Genomic DNA, 17,448 nt, shown 5'->3' with positions numbered 1-17,448 from the left:
GTTGATGTTGACTTATCTACAAAGAATAGAGTGGTTTATCGGACTGGTACTGTTGCAAGTGCTGGTGCTGAATCATATGCATATCAACGGGTATGCCACTCCTTTCTTTTTTATCTATTTTGTTTTGAAGTACAATTCGGGAGTTAGCCGTAATGTCCTTATGATATGGGCATTCCTGTTGGGATTGACAGTCGATATATTAGGCAACACTCCGGGGATGAATGCGGCTGCGGCCACTGTACTGGCTTTTATGCGTGAACCTGTATTACGATTAGTCACGCTCCGCGATAGCGTCGAGGATTTTGAACCGGGTATCAAGAGTATGGGATTCTCGCCTTTCTTCCGGTATATCTTATTGTGTACTTTCTTATTTTGTACCATTTTACTTGTCATAGATACTTTTTCATTCTTCAACCTGCCTGTCTTATTGTTGAAAATATTGACAGATGCCTCAATAACCATCATTTGTATATTGTGTGCTGAGGCGATCAGGAGGAAAAAATAGTGGAAAGAGATTATAATCTGGAGAAGCGGAAATATGTAATCGGTGCATCGGTGATCGTTATTGTGCTGATTTACCTGATACGTCTTTTTACCTTGCAGATTATGAGTGAGGATTATAAAAAGAACGCCGATAGCAACGCTTTTCTGAACAAGACACAATACCCTAGCCGTGGGGTGATGTACGATCGGAACGGTAACCTGCTGGTGTATAACCAACCTGCCTATGACGTTACGATGGTGATGAAAGAGGTGCACAACCTTGATACGCTTGATTTATGTAAAACATTGAATATTACCCCCGACTATTTTAAAAAGCGTATCCGCGAGATAAAGGACAGACGTTCCAATCCGGGCTACTCTCCATATACTCATCAGGTATTTATGACCCAGCTTTCGGCAGAAGAGTGCGGAGTCTTCCAAGAAAAACTGTTCAAGTTTCCCGGTTTCTATATTCAGCGGCGTACTATCCGCCAGTATAATTACAATGCGGCTGCTCATGTTCTGGGAGATATTGCAGAAGTGTCCAAGGGGGATATTGAAGCCGATGATTACTATGTACGCGGTGACTTCATAGGGAAACAGGGGGTGGAACGCTCATACGAAAAACAGTTGAGGGGCGAGAAAGGAGTGGAGATATTACTGCGCGATGCCCGTGGACGTATTCAGGGACGGTATATGGACGGGAAATATGACAAGACTCCCGTTCCGGGGAAGAATCTGAAACTAGGTATAGACATAGAGCTTCAGATGTTGGGAGAGCGTCTGTTGGAAGGGAAGATAGGCAGTATAGTGGCTATCGAGCCATCCACAGGAGAAATACTTTGTATGGTATCTGCTCCCACTTTTGACCCAAGATTGATGGTGGGGCGCCAACGGGGTAAAAATCATCTGGAACTGGCGCGTGACAGTTGGAAACCATTGCTGAACCGTTCTATTATGGGGCAATTCCCACCGGGATCTACTTTCAAGACTACTCAGGCGTTGACTTTCCTGCAAGAGGGGATTATTACTCCTCAGACAGCCTATTCTTGCTATCATGGCTTTGTGTATGCCGGTCTTAGGGTGGGCTGCCACTCTCATGGGTCGCCCCTGCCTTTGGTGCCTGCCATTGCAACTTCCTGTAACGGTTATTTCTGTTGGGGGTTGTTTCACATGATAGGGGCGAAGAAGAAGTATGGTTCTGTACAGACTGCCATGAATACATGGCGTGATTATATGGTTTCTATGGGATTTGGTTATCCTTTGGGAGTAGACCTTCCGGGTGAGAAGCGTGGGATGATCCCGAATGCTGCTTATTATGATAAGAACTATCGGGGATCATGGAACGGACTGACGATTATTTCTATTTCCATCGGCCAGGGGGAAGTGACGGCTACTCCGTTGCAGATTGCTAACCTTGGGGCTACTATTGCTAACCGGGGCTATTATATTACTCCGCATGTAGTGAAAGAAGTGGAAGACGAGCCGTTGGATACCCTGTATACGACCAAACGTTATACTAAAGTAAGCCGTGAACATTATCAGACGGTAGTCGAAGGTATGCGTTCGGCAGTATTGGGAGGAACTTGCCGTAATGCGAATATTCCGGGAATTGAAGTGTGTGGCAAGACAGGTACGGCGCAAAACCGTGGAAAGGACCATTCTGCTTTTATGGGGTTTGCACCAATGAATGATCCTAAGATTGCCGTGGTAGTCTATGTAGAGAATGGAGGTTGGGGAGCAACCTATGGTGTACCTATCGGTGCATTGATGATGGAGAAATATTTAAAAGGCGAACTTTCACCGGAAAGTGAGGCGAAAGCGGCGGAAATACAAAACAGACGAATAGATTATGGCATACACGAACGATAGTATATGGAAATCAGTGGACTGGATGACTATCTGCATTTATCTGATGCTGGTTATCTTTGGATGGTTCAGCGTATGTGGAGCCAGCTATGATTATGGTGAGATTGATTTTTTTAGTTTCGACACTAGGGCAGGAAAACAGTTTGTATGGATCTGTTGCTCTTTGGGGCTCGGATTTATCCTGATGATGTTGGAGGATAAGTTGTATGATATGTTTGCTTACATTTTATATGGAGGCATGATGCTGCTGTTGTTGATAACACCTTTTCTGGCAGAGGATACTAAGGGATCTTACTCATGGATAAAATTCGGACCTGTAAGTTTGCAACCGGCGGAATTTGCTAAATTTGCCACGGCGCTGGCTTTGGCTAAATTTATGAATGTCTACGGGTTTACAATGAGTAAGTTAAAGTATTCATTGCCTGTGGTAGGGATGGTGTTGCTGCCCATGCTGCTTATTATTTTGCAACGGGAAACGGGGTCGGCTTTGGTTTATCTGGCTTTCTTTTTTATGTTGTACCGGGAGGGGATGCCGGGTTCTATTTTGTTTGCCGGGATTTGCGCCGTGGTCTATTTTGTAGTTGGAATCCGTTTTGGCAATGAATTGATGGCGGATGACTGTACTTCCATCGGTGAATTTTCTGTGTTGCTGCTGATAGTCATCCTTTCTGCTTTATTAGTTAATAGTTATTGCAAAAAAGCATCGGTAGTGTGGTATATCGGAGGGATTGGTGTTGGTGGTACCTTGCTGGCTTTATTATTTTCGTATTATGTTATCCCTTTTGACATTACTTGGTTCCAATATGGATTGTGCGTAGTTTTATTGTTCTATTTGATCTTCCTTTCTATGCATGAACGTATGCGTAATTATTTTTATATTGCTCTATTTGCGATAGGTTCGGTGGGATTTCTTTTTTCTGCCGATTATGTTTTCAATAATGTGCTGGAGCCACATCAGCAGATACGTATTAAAGTGGTGCTTGGTATGGAGGAAGACTTGGCGGGGGCAGGATACAATGTGAATCAGAGTAAGATTGCTATTGGGTCGGGAGGCTTATGGGGGAAAGGCTTTTTGAATGGTACACAGACTAAACTGAAGTATGTGCCTGAACAGGATACAGACTTTATCTTCTGTACGGTAGGGGAAGAAGAAGGCTTTATAGGTTCGGCGGCCGTATTGTTTCTTTTTACCGGACTTATTTTGCGTCTTATTGTGGTGGCGGAGCGTCAGCATACTCGTTTTGCCCGTGTTTATGGATATTCGGTATTAAGCATTTTCTTATTCCATCTGTTTATTAATATAGGTATGGTTTTAGGACTGACTCCCGTTATAGGCATACCACTGCCTTTTTTCAGTTATGGGGGATCTTCTTTGTGGGGATTTACGATCTTGCTTTTTGTATTCTTGCGTATTGATGCAGGGCGGGGAAAACGTTAGAGCTTATTGGTTTTCCGGTTTGCGCAACCGGATACCTATATCGCTGATTCCCGTCAACGGGTTGTCCGTCATGATATGGACGATGCGGAAAGTACGTGCGCTTCCTTCTGTACGGATAGGAATAGATGCTTTATAAGGCAGGTCACATTGATATAATCCACAAAGACCATTTCCTGTTTTATTTCCAGCTTCGTCAACCAAAAAAAGTTGTAAAGTGTCTGTGACGTAAGTCAAAGTATCCTTTGTGTTATGGCTGACTTCTAGCCAAATATCTCTGTAAGGATAAGATTCTTGATAACGGATACCGATTTCTGCTTCGTAATTTCCGGCAGGGATAGAATTGGGCAGGGTATAAACAAGAGTATCACTTTTATCCCATCCGTTAAGGGGGACGGGGGCGTAAGAGTGATAGATGATATTGTTTTGACAGGCTGCCAATATGAGTATTGGCAGCCATGTCAGTTTATTCTTTAGTTGATACAGGAGTTTGTGGCTTTTCATTCGGGATTTGGCTATTGTTTCCGTTGTTCTTGTTGTCATTTTCCTTTCCTCCTCCGTTATTCCGGTTTTCACTGCCTCCTTCATTATTACCATTATTGGGGCGGCGTTTATTGCGGTTCCGGTTTCCGTCTTCCCGATTTTCACGACTGCGTTCTTCCCGGTTGCGACTTTCCCTGTTGCGATTTTCTTCTTTAGGGCGGTTTCCGTTCTCTTCGCGTGGCTGCTGAGCCTTGTTTTCTTTAGGCTCTCTAGGTTGTTTGGGACGTCCTTCTCTAGGTGGCCGGTTTTCTTTGGGTTGTTGTGACCGGTTCTCTTTAGGTTGTTGCGGACGTCTGTTTTCATTGGGAGTACCTTCTCCGTTATTACCGTTATTTTCCGGCTTACGTTTTTTCTTTCGGTTGCTGTTGTTGCCTTTTCGTTTGTCGAATCGGGTTAAGCTTTCTTGTTCTACTAAATCAACGGGCTTTTGAGGTTCGTTCTTTTTGACAGATTCGGTTAAGCTTTCCGGTTTCTCACCCCGTCGGTTCATATTAATAATTTCAAAAGCACGGCGTGCGGTGATGGTTACGGCATTAGCTATGAAGTTTTTGTCAGTAGAGTACATGATAGTTCCCTTCAAAATATCCGCTTTGAAAAAATAGAATGTACTATCCGTCGTTTCTAAAGTCATTTCTTTGCTTGGAAGGCGTTTTTGGGACTCTACATAAGCGTCTACTTCATAGTTTAGGCAGCATTTCAGCTTGGCACATTGTCCGGCTAACTTTTGGGGATTCAGAGAAATATCTTGATAACGTGCCGCACTGGTAGATACAGATACAAAATTTGTCATCCAGGTAGCGCAGCACAATTCACGTCCGCAAGGTCCGATACCGCCAATGCGTCCGGCTTCCTGACGGGCGCCAATTTGTTTCATTTCTATACGTACACGGAAAGCTTCGGCCAGTACTTTGATCAGTTGGCGGAAGTCTACACGTTCGTCCGCGATGTAATAAAAGATAGCTTTGTTGCCATCGCCTTGATATTCCACATCACCGATCTTCATGTCTAGGTTCAGATTCTTGGCTATCTGGCGGGACCGGATCATTGTGTCATGTTCTTTGGCTTTTGCCTCCTCGTATTTTTCCATATCTACAGGTTTTGCCTTGCGGTAGATACGCTTGATTTCGGCATCGGGTTTGATGTTTGCCTTACGCATTTGCAAAGGTACCAATCTTCCCGTCAGGGTTACTGTACCGATATCGTGTCCGGGGCTTGCTTCTACAGCTACTATATCCCCTTTTTCCAGCTTCAGTTTGTTGCTGTTCTTATAATACCCTTTGCGGGTATTCTTGAATTGAACTTCAACCATTTCCTGTTCCTCGGTGTTGCCGGGAATATCAGCCAGCCAGTCGTAGGTGTTCAGCTGCTTATCCTGTCGTCCGCAGCCTTTGCAACACAAACAGCCGCTTCCGTTCTTTAATTTGAATTCATTGTCCATAATTCTGTTTTAATTGAGAATTGAAAATTGAGAACTAAGAAATAAATGCCATGCGGTTCTGTTATTTTTTAATGCTCAATTCTCAACTTTTAATTTTTCAATAGCACAATCATTTTTAAAGAGAAATCAAAGAACACCATTTTGGGATTCACATTCTGTCCTATATGTAATTGTGCTTCACTAAGTTCGTCCATTATGCCCATCACATTCCGCTCGTTGACAAACGGTGCGAAACGGGTGGAAAAATTTTGTTCTTCGGGATTCATATACACTAAATCACGTTGATGAAAGTTGTATATGAAGTTTTCTCGTATCATACGTTGGCAGTAGGCCAGAAAATTCTTCTGACGTTCACGCCCCATGGAGGCTACCGCATCGCTCCATTGTCTCATTTCGCGTATCTTCCGTTGATAGGAAAGGCGCATCAAATTTATAAAGAGTTCAAAGAACAGTTTGTTTTCCTCGCTCAGATGTATGGTTTCCAGTGCTTTCAGAAAATTGCCTTCTGAGCGGTGTGCTATATCGTCAGCATCTTCCGGTTGTAGTCCGTATTTGGTTTGCAATACTTTTGAGATCTCAGGTTCTTTGATCCCATGAATGTTAAATCGTTGGGTACGGCTTTGGATCGTTTGCAAAATGGCATCAGGCTCTTCGGATACTAATAAAAAGACAGTCATGGCAGGAGGCTCTTCCAGTAACTTCAGCAGTTTGTTGCTGCATTCCACGTTCATCTTTTCGGGAAGCCATATAATCATGATTTTGTAACCGCCTTGACTGGATTTCAAGCTGAGCTTTCGTACAATCTCATCGCTCTCTTTTACAAAGATTTGTGTCTGTTGGTTTTCTGCTCCCATCTCTTTCAGCCAATGGTTCAGATTAAAATATGGGTTCTGCAGGACAAAGTTGCGCCAGTCTGCTATGAAATCATCGCATACGGTATCCTTTCCGGCTTTTTTCTTGATAACAGGAAAAACGAAATGCAGGTCGGGATGTATCAGTTTATTGAATTTCACACAAGTGGGGCAAATTCCGCAGGCATCTTGTTCACCACGGTTTTCACAGCAGATGTAACGGGCATAAGCTATTGCCAAAGGCAACTTTCCTGTACCTTCGGGACCGCAAATCAGTTGTGCATGAGGGATTCTTCCTTCTTTTACCTCGGCTATGAGCCGCTGTTTTGCTTCCTCTTGTCCTATTACATCTTTAAATAACATTGCTTTTTATAGTCATTTATTTACTGTTTAATAAATTGCTTTTGCAACTTCCTTTACACTGTTCACGGCACTTACGGTATAGAAATGAATGCTGGGAACCCCACAGGCTATTAATTCACGGCACTGGTGTATGCACCATTCTATGCCAAGACTTTCCGCTTCTTCATCTGTTTGACATTTCATCGCTTCGCTTGCCAGTTCTTGCGGCAAGTCTATCTTGAACGTCTTGGGTATCGTGTTCAGCTGGGATAATTTGCGGAAAGGCTTGATACCCGGAATAATAGGTACATTGATTCCTTCTTTTCTTACCCTTTCTACAAATTCGAAATATTTGCGGTTGTCATAGAACATCTGTGTCACAGCATATTCAGCTCCTGCTTTAATCTTTTTCTTCAGCCAATAAATATCTTGTTCCATATTGGGTGATTCCTCGTGTTTTTCAGGATAGCAGGCTACTCCATAACTGAACGGAGTTCCTGTTACCTTGATGGGGGAACCGTCTACAAATACGCCTTTATTGAAATCATTGATCTGCTCTTCCAGTTCTATGGCGTGGTTGTAACCGTTGTTTTCGGGTACGAAAGCTGATTCGTGCTTTGCCTTGTCACCACGCAGTACCAACAAGTCGGTGATGCCCAGGAATTGTAGATCTAACAATACATATTCTGTATCTTCGCGGGAAAAACCGCTGCACAGGATATGTGGCACTGTCGTTATATTGTATTTGTTCTGCAAAGCGGCGGCAACAGCAACTGTTCCGGGACGGCGGCGCTGGCGTGTACGTTGGTACAGCCCGTTTCCCAGCTCCTTGTACACATATTCGCTGCGGTGGGTTGTAATATTGATATATTTAGGGTCGAATTCGCGTAGCGTATCAACCGTTTTATACAGTTTTTCAATACCCGTTCCTTTCAGCGGAGGGAGAATTTCAAAAGAAAAAGCCGTATTGTCCGTGCTTTTTATTAAATCAACTACTCTCATCGTTCTGTCTCGTTCTCTTATGCCTTCTCGGGCGGAATTACATATTTGGGCAAAAATAAGAAAAATATCGTAGTTTATGGGGATGAAAAAGCGATTTATTTTATCTTTATTCTATAATAAAGTGAAACATACGGAGAGAAAAGCGTTTCCTTGCAGCTAAGCCGTGGTTTTCCACACTTGTCAGGGATACCGTCCGTGATGGTGGAGTAACATTTCTCCTGCTTACAGGCATTGCTCTCTTTGATGATGACCTGTCAAGCTTTACTGCATGGAGAATACTTGCGGATGGGATAAGCCCCGTCCTTGCAGGAGATGAAACAATCTGTAAACCTTTGTTTGGGGAAGTGGCAGAGGTCTATAGGAACGGAGTGAACAGATTGGCGAACCAACCGACGAAGCGTTTCCATCCGGAGCGTTTTTTATATTCTTCCTTGGTAAACAGGGTACTGTCCAGCTTGTCATGCTCGAACATGGTGTTCAGTTCATGTGTGGTTTCTTTGTCAAAAATGAAAGCGTTGACCTCATAGTCATAGCGTAGGCTGCGGCTGTTCAGATTCGTACTTCCCACAGTGCAGAACAGGCTGTCCACCATCATGATCTTAGAGTGGTGGAACCCGCCATTGTACACATAAATCTTTGCTCCTTTCTTACGCAGCTTGTTTGCTGTATAGAACGCGGCATCGGGGGTAAAAGGAATATCCGATTTGCCCGGTATCATGATTTCTACTTCAACGCCTCGCTTCAACGCACGTTTTATGGCTTTTTTAATGCTTGGAATGGGAGTGAAATAGGGATTCACTATTTGTATTTTATCCTGTGCGGCATCAATGGACTTGATATAAGTCTGCCTCATCAGTCTGGGCTCTTTTTTCGGAATGCGGTCTACAATGGCTACATTCTTATTTCCCTTGAAAGTAGAATCGTTTCGTAGGGGATAGTATTGGCTTCCGCTTACGTGTTGTTTAGTGCTTTTGTTCCACATGGCCAGGAAGATGTCCTGCAATTCGTTTACGGCATTTCCCTCTATACGGATATGCATGTCGCGCCAGTCGCCTATTTCCGGCAGACCCTTTATATAGTAATTGGCTATGTTCATGCCACCGGTATATCCTATTTTTCCGTCTATGACTACAATCTTGCGATGGTCTCTGTGCAGGGCATGATTGATATAGGGGAATTTGAAAGGGTCGAACTTGACAATTTCGATTCCTTTGTCACGGATTGCTTGTATGTGTTTCTTTTTCAATGGCTTGTTGTTTGACAAATTGCCGAAGGCATCAAACAAAGCTCTGACTTCCACTCCTTCTTTCACTTTTTCTCCCAATAAATCAAATAGTGCGTTCGCTATGGAATCGTTACGAAAATTGAAGTATTCTAAGTGGATATGATGTTTGGCATGCCGTATTTCTTCAAAGAGATCGATGAATTTGGCCCGACCGCTTTTTAATAATTTCAGTTTGCTGTTTTGGGTGATAGGAATGCCGGCATCCTTTAAGAAATTGATAACGGCAGAGTCGCTGGTATAGGTTGGCACCGTATCTGTCGCTGCTATATGGATGTTGGTAACTTCTTGTGACTGAGCTGTCTCTACAGTGAAAGATAAGATGAATAAAAGTATTAAATAAATATGTTTTTTTATATCAAACTTCATTGCTTTTTTATTAAGGCTGCAAAGGTATTTATTATTTTAGGAATGAACAAGCCATCGGTATTATTTATGTTTAAAAGGGAGAAATAGAACAGTGTGGCCATTTGTTTGAACAGTTGGTAAATTGAGGTGGTAGAAATTTAATGAAGGTTGTTTTTATTGTTCCATTCATATCTTTTTTCAGGCTCGGTATAAACATCTGTAGTGTGTGTGAAAGAAGTTTGTCGGTCCGGTTTTTCTGCTGTTGTGACATTCAAGAGGAGGAGATACGGAAAAATAATAATCCGTCGGCGGGATTAAAAGAATGCATATCGCATCCAGCCCTGTTGCCTAAGCCTTTTCTATCTCCAGATTAACCCTTTTTATGCGGATGTATTCTATCTCCATAGCCTTTGGAGTTAACTCCATAGCCTTGGGAGATAACTCCAAAGCTTATGGAGATAACTCCAAAGGCTTGCGGAGATAAAACAGACGGGAAGAAAACCCTTAATCATACGGCGGGAAAGGTTTGGGGATACAGGTAAAATTTTTTAGTGATGAATCCGGTGTATGTACAGGGTTATACATATATTATATTCATTCTTATATGTATGTATATGAACTTCCATACGTTCAGAATGAAAATCCACATCAGGGCAGGGGTGTTTTTTATCTCTGCCGATGCATCGTAAGCCGTCATTCCTTGGAGGTACAAATCTTTTATGGTGCTTTTTTTAAGAAAAAGCCTTGGAATGCTCTACTTTGTGTCAAGCTGGAATAGTTTATAAAAAATAGAGTATATGATTGATAAACAGTATGCTATGTGAAATTTTCCTTGAAAATGTAGTGAGGGCATGAGGGTATGAGTGAGAGCAAGTATTTTTACCATTGGCGTATAAATGGTTTATAGTTAGCTTGTTATGTTTGCAGTGAGGGCATGAGGGCATAAATGCTTCGAACTTTCTAGTGGGAGCTGAAGGGAAAGGCTGATACGCCAAGAATATTTTGGAAAACTGATCCGGAAAATCCATTCTTGGTTTAACTCTCGGTTTAACTGAACCATGTAAACCGGCGCGTTTAAGGCATAAAAAAAGAGAGTTACTTTGGTGTAACTCTCTGATTCTTTGGTGATCCGCTTGGATTTTGTACCTTTCGGTTATTTCCTTGCGTTATCTGTTTCTTTTCCAAGGCCCTATGCCCTGTCATAAAAGGGTTCATTATTAGGATGTAACACAAAAAGTGTAACACATTAATTAACTCGCATGTGGTTTCGATGTTATTCCTAACCACAATGCAAAGGTACAAAATAAATTCTACTCATGAGCAACAAATGGAATAAAACATCTACAAATGCAATAAATGTTTTATTTGATGAACATTTTAGTAATTATTCTGTTAACCAGATATAATATTAACTTTTAAAAAGAATAGATATGCCAAACTGGAACAAAATCTTAACAGAGGTTGAAGCCTCAAACCAAGTAAATGCCCTTGATAGAATGCGTAAAGAGTATTTCGAGATTATTCATCGTGAGACTGGCCGTAATGTGATTTCTTATTATTCTGGGTGGCTGAAACAACCTACAGTTCATACCATGATTGATGAATTGGATAAAAATGCTTTTATGTCTATAACTCATTCATTAGACAAAGGTATGGGTTTAGACATAATAATACATACACCCGGAGGTGATTTGGCTGTAATGGAAAATTTAATTAATTATCTACATAAAATTTTTAATGGAGATATTCGTGTTATTATTCCACAAATTGCAATGTCTGCAGGAACTATGATTGCATTATTTTCTAAAGCAATACTAATGGGAGAACAATCTTGCTTGGGGCCTGTTGATCCTCAATATAACGGTGTCGCATGCCAAGCCATTATTGATGAGTTTGAAAAAGCAAAAGAAGAAATTGCAGAAAATCCAAATACCATAGGTTTGTGGCAAACTCTCATTGCAAAATATCCAGGTGCTACGATTATTCATGAATGTGAAAATGCGATTAGGTGGTCTAATGAATTAATGGATAAATGGATTCCCAAGGTATATCCAAATATAGATATAGAAAAAATTAGAGACAAGTTTTTAAATCATAAAACGACCTGCTCTCATGCAAGACGATTATCAAAAGATGATTGTAAAGAAGTCGGTTTAAATATTATTGATTTGGAAGACTTCCCTTCATTAAACGATGCAGTTTTGAGTCTTCATAGTTGTTATACGATTATGATAGATAAATACTCTTATTCTAAAATTGTCGAAAATCAAAATGGGGAAACCTATTTTTATAGAGACCCTTGCAATAATTGAATTGCATATTAAAAGTAATAATCGAACCAATCTCAAACGGCTGTTTGGGGTTGGTTCATTGTTTTACGAGTATGAAATAAGAGTATGATTTTTCGCCCAAACACAATAAAACCTAAATTCTGACTGATTTTCTTTTGTACTTTCGTCCATTTGTGTCTTCGTCTGTAACTTCGCAACACAAAATTTCAAAAATTAAGCGTATGAAGACATTGACGAAGAAACAAAAAGAAGCGAATGGAGAGAATTTCTCTCGCATTGTAGATGATGCTGCCATCCTTTTACAACGGAAGGCAGATTACGTGATGAATATAAAACAGGTTGCCGATTATCTTGGCATATCTACAGATGCCGTGCGCAAGCGATGTCAACGGGGACAGCTTCCATTTCATAGAAGTGCCAGTCGGTTGTACTTTAGTCGGATGGAGATTGACGATACAATTCTTGACCGTGAACTGTTGACAAAGTTTGCATAAAAGAGGGTCTGCTTATGACGTATATTGACTACATGAACCAATTTTGGCGACTGGCGGCCTACGAATCCTTTGCTGCAAGCGAAGTCGCTCTTTATGCCTTTCTTGTCAACGAGTGCAACAAGTTTCATTGGAAAATGCCTTTTTCTTGCCCTACCTTTCATGTTTGCAACCGACTTCGGATGTCGAAACAAACATTGGTAACAGCCAGAGAACGATTGGCGAAAAGAAAACTGATAAGTTTTACCAATGGAACAACTCGCTTTCAACCGTCCAAATATTTGCTACTTGAATTGACGGAGGACTTGTCTGTACACTTGACGGAAGACTTGACCCTCAATAATAAAGAAGTAGATATAGACAAAGAAGTTATAAGTCAACGCACACACGAAGAACATTCTATGCTTTCTATTGAAGAATTGGAAGAAGTGCTTTCGCTTGATATGGAATGGAAGGGAAAAGTAAAAGAATACTTGTCTGGTAAAAATATGGTTGCATCATCAACCGATATGGCAACCTTGTTGGCACAATTCTTTCGTTATCTTCACGCAAGTGGTGTCAATCGAAAAACAGAGGAAGACACCAAACGGCATTTCGTTAATTGGGTATGCAAACAAGGAAACTGTAAGCCGTCTATGTCGCTGCGTAAAAACACGTCGCAACAGGGACTTATACTTGCAGATGATTCATTAGATAAATACAAACCTATCGAACAATGGCAATGATGAGATTGACAAGAGAAGATTTTCAACATGCTATTTCAGAGGCACGGAAGAATGATGATGACTATGCATCAATACCTTTTCGTTTTGGAATCCCTAATGCCAAAGAAGCTTTAATTGCTGGACTTGAAGAAGTCATGCACCACAAAGTGGAATGGCTTGCTGATTATGACCAAATAGTAAATTGGCTAACTGACAATCAAGGAAAAGGTCTATTGCTGATTGGTCCACCAGGAGTCGGGAAATCCGAAATCTGTATGAAAGTTATCCCTTTAATATTCCGAATGGCATTACACAAAGTCTTTTCACGATACCAAGCAACAGAACTTTGCAACGAAGCGACATATCGTAGTTCTTTGCGTCAACGATTCATTGCCATAGACGATTTCGGTATTGAAGGAACATTCTACGATTATGGAAATTCTCACATCGTTTTTTCCGAAATTGTCGATGGCATAGAGAAACACGGGACTCTACTTGTTACCAATACCAACCTGACTTTGGAAGAAATCAAAACCAAATACGGACTTCGCACCTTTGACCGTCTAAGAGCCAACATGCATGTTGTGGTTATTCGAGAGAAGTCGTTGAGGGGGAAGTATGAGAAGGATATAAACATAGATATTCAATAAAATGATACTTCAAATATAACATATTCTCTCATTTCTTCTTTTTATCGCATTATTTTTCATATTTTTGCATTCACAAATAAGTAATAAATATGAATCGGATAAAAGAAGTACTTGAAGAAAAAGGCATTAAACAAACTTGGCTGGCAGAAAAGATAGGCAAAAGTTTTAGCCAGACCAATGCCTATGTCTGTAATCGCAGACAGCCAAGTATTGAATTATTGTATGAGATTGCTTCCCTTTTAGGGGTTGAAGCGAAGGATTTATTGGTTGATAATATTGAATTGAAGAAATAATTATGATAGAAGTCAACCAAATCATTAAGAATCTGATACCAACTGAGCCTGTAACTGTCATTAAAGTACAGGCACTGGGAAACATGTATTCTATCAAATACACGGGTGTTACTACCAACAAGACTAGTACCAAAGTGATTACCAAAGAGCAGTTCGAGTATTTGGAAGTATTGACATCCGAAGGGGAATTTAACTTTAAGGGTAATCCTGAAAAATTTGTGATGTTTGCTGAGGCCGAGCGTATACATTCAGCATATCAGTTCGACCCGTTGTTTGCCATCAACTGTAGTGTGGTTGACCCTCTTCCCCATCAGGTGGAAGCTGTTTACAAGTTCTTGTTACCCCAGCCTAAGATTCGTTTCCTGTTGGCTGACGATACCGGTGCAGGAAAAACGATTATGACAGGCCTTCTTTTGAAGGAACTTATCATGCGTGGTATTGTTGAACGTATTCTGATTATTACTCCTGGTGGCTTGACCAAACAATGGCAGGAAGACGAAATGGGTGTCAAGTTCAATATACCTTTCACACTTGTCAATCGCAGTCTGTTTACTGCTGATCCTAATATTTTCCGTACAGCCAACAAAATCGTTACTTCTATCGACTTTATCAGTCGGGAGGATGTACTTTCTGTAGTAAGCAATACCAGTTGGGATATGGTTATCTTTGATGAGTCGCACAAATTGTCGGCTTACGAATATGGACAGAAAACCTATAAATCCAAACGCTACGAAGCTGCTTACGTACTTTCTCAACAATGCGAGCACATGTTGTTGCTGACTGCTACTCCACACCGAGGACGTACCGATACGTTCAAAAAGTTACTTCAGTTATTGGATGAAGATATATTTGCTACAGACGATGTGGCAACAGAACGTGTAAAGGAACTTAGCAAGGATGGACTGAACAAGTTCTTCATTCGTCGTTTGAAGGAGGATATGAAAGACTGGAATGGTAATCCGCTTTATAAGAATCGTTTTACCAAAACCATTTCTTACCAACTGACTCCCGAAGAGAAATACCTGTATGACCAAGTGACCAATTACTTGACACAACGCAAGGAAGAAGCCACCGAGGAAAAGAATATTCATGTAACTTTGGCCTTGGCCGTGATGCAACGCCGTTTGGTCAGTTCCATCTTTGCCATCAAAAACACACTTTTCAAACGTTGGAATGCGTTGCAGGGTATTGTGGATGAAGTCAACAAGAATCCGAACATTTGGAAGCAGCGTCAGAAGTTGGAATTGGTGGATGTGGATAACATGGACCAGTACGATGACTTGGAAGATGATGAAAAGGATGCACTTGACAACATTCTTTCTGATCCGAAGAAGTTCAAACTCTTTACGACATCAAAGAGTTTGATTGAGATAGCCAATGAAGCCCAAGAGGTTAAACGTCTGTATGATATTGCCAACCAACTTTACAATCAGAATCAAGAAGAAAAGAAATATATTCAACTCAAAGAGTTGCTGAAAAGTCAAGGTGTCATTGACGGACAGAAACTCGTTATCTTTACAGAGCATAAAGATACGCTACTCTATTTGCAAGAACGCCTCACCAATAACGGCTACAAGGTGGCAGTCATTCATGGAGGTTTGTCGGTCGATGACCGCCGTGCCGCACAATGGCAGTTCATGGCACCCGATACTCAGATATTGATTGCAACCGATGCTGCCGGCGAAGGTATCAACTTGCAATTCTGTCGATTGCTTATCAACTGGGATATACCATGGAATCCCAACCGTTTGGAGCAGCGTATGGGACGTATCCATCGTTATGGACAAAAGGAGGATGTGCTTGTATTCAATATGGTTGCAGACAATACACGCGAAGGTCAAGTGCTCTCCAAGTTGCTTACCAAGCTGGATGTTATCCGTGAGAGTATGGGAGATGACCGTGTGTATGATGTGATTCAAGATGTATTGAAAGATGTAAGCCTTGAAGCTATCATTTCTTCTGTATTCGATGGTAAGGAGTCCGACCTCGACCTATTCCTGAATCAGAACAATCAACAATTGGAATCTGAGTTCAAGAATCGCATCGAAGAGCAACAGAATGCCATAGCACATAGTGAAGTCGATTACAAGGATGCCCGCATACTGAAAGAGGATTCTGATGAAAAACGGTTGCAACCTATCTACATCCAATTGTTCTTTGAACGGGCATTCTGCTATTTAGGTGGTCAATACGAAGCTGTGCAAAAAGGAATCTACAAGATAACATCCATTCCTGACATCTTGAGCAAACAGTTGAAGGAAAGTTACAATATATTGGCCGATAATCTCAGCCAGCTGCTATTCTGTTTCGACAAACAGATATTCCTTGACTATCAGAATACGGCTGCCATCTTGGGCAAAGTACATTACATCAATCCAGGTAATGCTCTATTTGATGCTTTGGTGGATTGTGTGCGTAAGGAATTCAAGGAAGAGATGCTGAAAGGTACCATATTGGTGTCACCGGAAGACACCGAAGAGTATTTTGCCTTCTTTGTCAAGAACCAGATTACAGACAATCGTCCCAACAAGGGAGACGACAGTATTGCCAACGAACTGTTAAGCTTCATTTATCAGACGACTGACGGTTCTTACCATAGCACTTCTCCGGCCAAGTTCCTCGATTTGCATGCTCCATCGCAATTTGCCAAGGAGATATTGCCACCCGAAACAGTACAAAGTCATGAAGTGATGAGTTGGGCGTTCGAGAATATTACCTTACCTTTGTTTGAAGAAACGAAAGTGAAGGTTGGGGAAGACTCAGCCAAACGTCAGGAATACCTCCGAACGGCTTTCAGTCAAATCATCATGGACTTGGATATTGCCATCAATGAAATGCAGATGAAGGCATTCATGGGGGATATGAAGTTGCAAGAAAAGTTACAGCATAAGATTGAGCGGAAAAAGGAGTTGATGCACAAACGGGAAGAGCGTATTGCGGAAATGGGTCAGATGACCGAGGTATCACCCAAAGAACCTGAAATTATTGGATGTGCCTACGTGGTGCCGCTTTCGCAAGTGGAATACGAACAACATTTCCACATGAAGCGTGATGAAGAGGTAGAAGCTATTGCCATGCAATTTGCGATGGAATATGAAACGAGTCAAGGACGTACTCCCGAAGATGTGTCGGAACAGAATTTGGGCTACGACATCAAGAGCATCGATGCTTACGAAATGAAACGCTACATCGAGGTGAAAGGTCGTGCAACTACCGATGGTGTCATACTTTCTGAAAATGAATGGAACCGTTTGGCTCAATTGGGAAACAAAGCATGGCTCTACATTGTCGTGAATTGCAAAACCACTCCTACACTATATCGCATACAGAACCCGGCCGAACGTCTATCGTTTGAAAAGATGTCGAAGGGAGTTCAATATTACTTGCCATTGGAAGAGTGGCAACAAAAATACATAAAGGAATAAA

Annotated in this window: 15 protein-coding genes; 10 read left to right on the top strand and 5 right to left on the bottom strand. The window is 41.5% G+C overall.

The genetic code is table 11. The features are described 5' to 3' along the window. Positions 1–4 precede the first annotated feature (4 nt). The 3 genes from mreD to rodA are packed head-to-tail and all read left to right on the top strand — an operon-like array spanning position 5 to position 3,790. Complete coding sequence (gene mreD / locus RE317_RS09265; RefSeq protein WP_117677755.1) at positions 5–505, top strand: rod shape-determining protein MreD; 501 nt, start codon at positions 5–7, stop codon at positions 503–505. Further along, positions 505–2,355: a penicillin-binding protein 2 gene (mrdA, locus tag RE317_RS09260; protein ID WP_005842733.1), complete on the top strand. Its 1,851-nt coding sequence runs from the start codon at positions 505–507 to the stop codon at positions 2,353–2,355. Before mreD ends, mrdA begins: the two co-directional genes overlap by 1 nt. Beyond that, the gene (gene rodA / locus RE317_RS09255; protein ID WP_005849160.1) at positions 2,336–3,790 is read left to right on the top strand and encodes a rod shape-determining protein RodA; all 1,455 of its coding nucleotides are present in this window, start codon (positions 2,336–2,338) and stop codon (positions 3,788–3,790) included. The genes mrdA and rodA overlap by 20 nt, the downstream gene beginning before the upstream one ends. Before the next feature lie 3 nt (positions 3,791–3,793). Here rodA and RE317_RS09250 read toward each other — a convergent pair whose 3' ends face one another. The 5 genes from RE317_RS09250 to cls all read right to left on the bottom strand — a co-directional run bounded on the left by RE317_RS09250 (position 3,794) and on the right by cls (position 9,614). Beyond that, positions 3,794–4,291, bottom strand: a complete 498-nt coding sequence (locus RE317_RS09250; RefSeq protein ID WP_057279507.1) for a gliding motility lipoprotein GldH — start codon at positions 4,289–4,291, stop codon at positions 3,794–3,796. Next, a complete protein-coding gene (gene ricT / locus RE317_RS09245) occupies positions 4,254–5,768 on the bottom strand; it encodes a regulatory iron-sulfur-containing complex subunit RicT (protein ID WP_008669663.1) in 1,515 nt (504 codons plus the stop codon). The genes RE317_RS09250 and ricT overlap by 38 nt, the downstream gene beginning before the upstream one ends. Positions 5,769–5,857: 89 nt before the next feature. Continuing rightward, complete coding sequence (locus RE317_RS09240; protein ID WP_117873542.1) at positions 5,858–6,982, bottom strand: DNA polymerase III subunit delta; 1,125 nt, start codon at positions 6,980–6,982, stop codon at positions 5,858–5,860. A 27-nt stretch (positions 6,983–7,009) separates the two neighbouring features. After that, positions 7,010–7,963 carry a methylenetetrahydrofolate reductase [NAD(P)H] gene (gene metF / locus RE317_RS09235; protein WP_117873540.1) on the bottom strand — a complete coding sequence of 318 codons (954 nt, stop codon included), beginning with the start codon at positions 7,961–7,963 and terminating at the stop codon, positions 7,010–7,012. Between the two features lie 355 nt (positions 7,964–8,318). After that, the gene (cls, locus tag RE317_RS09230) at positions 8,319–9,614 is read right to left on the bottom strand and encodes a cardiolipin synthase (protein WP_005842718.1); all 1,296 of its coding nucleotides are present in this window, start codon (positions 9,612–9,614) and stop codon (positions 8,319–8,321) included. 361 nt (positions 9,615–9,975) lie between these two features. Here cls and RE317_RS20980 point away from each other — a divergent pair, with 361 nt between their 5' ends. The 7 genes from RE317_RS20980 (at position 9,976) to RE317_RS09200 (ending at position 17,447) form a co-directional block, all read left to right on the top strand. Beyond that, positions 9,976–10,077: a left-handed beta-roll domain-containing protein gene (locus RE317_RS20980; protein WP_080597022.1), complete on the top strand. Its 102-nt coding sequence runs from the start codon at positions 9,976–9,978 to the stop codon at positions 10,075–10,077. A 946-nt stretch (positions 10,078–11,023) separates the two neighbouring features. Further along, positions 11,024–11,905, top strand: coding sequence for a hypothetical protein (locus RE317_RS09225; protein WP_032953498.1), 882 nt, complete (start codon positions 11,024–11,026; stop codon positions 11,903–11,905). A 200-nt stretch (positions 11,906–12,105) separates the two neighbouring features. Beyond that, positions 12,106–12,378 carry a helix-turn-helix domain-containing protein gene (locus RE317_RS09220; protein WP_050505498.1) on the top strand — a complete coding sequence of 91 codons (273 nt, stop codon included), beginning with the start codon at positions 12,106–12,108 and terminating at the stop codon, positions 12,376–12,378. Positions 12,379–12,392: 14 nt separating this feature from the next. Further along, entirely contained in the window at positions 12,393–13,100 is a 708-nt protein-coding gene (locus RE317_RS09215; RefSeq protein ID WP_032953495.1) for a hypothetical protein, read from the top strand. Further along, positions 13,091–13,729 (top strand): hypothetical protein, encoded by a 639-nt coding sequence (locus RE317_RS09210; RefSeq protein ID WP_075317187.1) that lies wholly within the window; start codon positions 13,091–13,093, stop codon positions 13,727–13,729. Before RE317_RS09215 ends, RE317_RS09210 begins: the two co-directional genes overlap by 10 nt. A gap of 89 nt (positions 13,730–13,818) precedes the next feature. Further along, a complete protein-coding gene (locus tag RE317_RS09205; RefSeq protein WP_172774463.1) occupies positions 13,819–14,022 on the top strand; it encodes a helix-turn-helix transcriptional regulator in 204 nt (67 codons plus the stop codon). 2 nt (positions 14,023–14,024) lie between these two features. Further along, positions 14,025–17,447, top strand: a complete 3,423-nt coding sequence (locus RE317_RS09200) for a helicase-related protein (RefSeq protein ID WP_075317186.1) — start codon at positions 14,025–14,027, stop codon at positions 17,445–17,447. The last annotated feature ends 1 nt before the right edge of the window (position 17,448 follow it).

Origin of the sequence: Phocaeicola sp. GP0067, assembly GCF_031119655.1 — a bacterium.
Taxonomy (GTDB): Bacteria; Bacteroidota; Bacteroidia; order Bacteroidales; family Bacteroidaceae; genus Phocaeicola; species Phocaeicola vulgatus.
This window is presented reverse-complemented; position numbering and strand designations above follow the sequence as displayed.

Coding starts and splice junctions, on each gene's coding strand:
- mreD (WP_117677755.1), top strand. CDS start 5: ATGTTGACTTATCTACAAAGAATAGAGTGGTTTATCGGACTGGTACTG.
- rodA (WP_005849160.1), top strand. CDS start 2,336: ATGGCATACACGAACGATAGTATATGGAAATCAGTGGACTGGATGACT.
- RE317_RS09250 (WP_057279507.1), bottom strand. CDS start 4,291: ATGAAAAGCCACAAACTCCTGTATCAACTAAAGAATAAACTGACATGG.
- ricT (WP_008669663.1), bottom strand. CDS start 5,768: ATGGACAATGAATTCAAATTAAAGAACGGAAGCGGCTGTTTGTGTTGC.
- RE317_RS09240 (WP_117873542.1), bottom strand. CDS start 6,982: ATGTTATTTAAAGATGTAATAGGACAAGAGGAAGCAAAACAGCGGCTC.
- metF (WP_117873540.1), bottom strand. CDS start 7,963: ATGAGAGTAGTTGATTTAATAAAAAGCACGGACAATACGGCTTTTTCT.
- cls (WP_005842718.1), bottom strand. CDS start 9,614: ATGAAGTTTGATATAAAAAAACATATTTATTTAATACTTTTATTCATC.
- RE317_RS20980 (WP_080597022.1), top strand. CDS start 9,976: ATGCGGATGTATTCTATCTCCATAGCCTTTGGAGTTAACTCCATAGCC.
- RE317_RS09225 (WP_032953498.1), top strand. CDS start 11,024: ATGCCAAACTGGAACAAAATCTTAACAGAGGTTGAAGCCTCAAACCAA.
- RE317_RS09220 (WP_050505498.1), top strand. CDS start 12,106: ATGAAGACATTGACGAAGAAACAAAAAGAAGCGAATGGAGAGAATTTC.
- RE317_RS09215 (WP_032953495.1), top strand. CDS start 12,393: ATGACGTATATTGACTACATGAACCAATTTTGGCGACTGGCGGCCTAC.
- RE317_RS09210 (WP_075317187.1), top strand. CDS start 13,091: ATGGCAATGATGAGATTGACAAGAGAAGATTTTCAACATGCTATTTCA.
- RE317_RS09205 (WP_172774463.1), top strand. CDS start 13,819: ATGAATCGGATAAAAGAAGTACTTGAAGAAAAAGGCATTAAACAAACT.
- RE317_RS09200 (WP_075317186.1), top strand. CDS start 14,025: ATGATAGAAGTCAACCAAATCATTAAGAATCTGATACCAACTGAGCCT.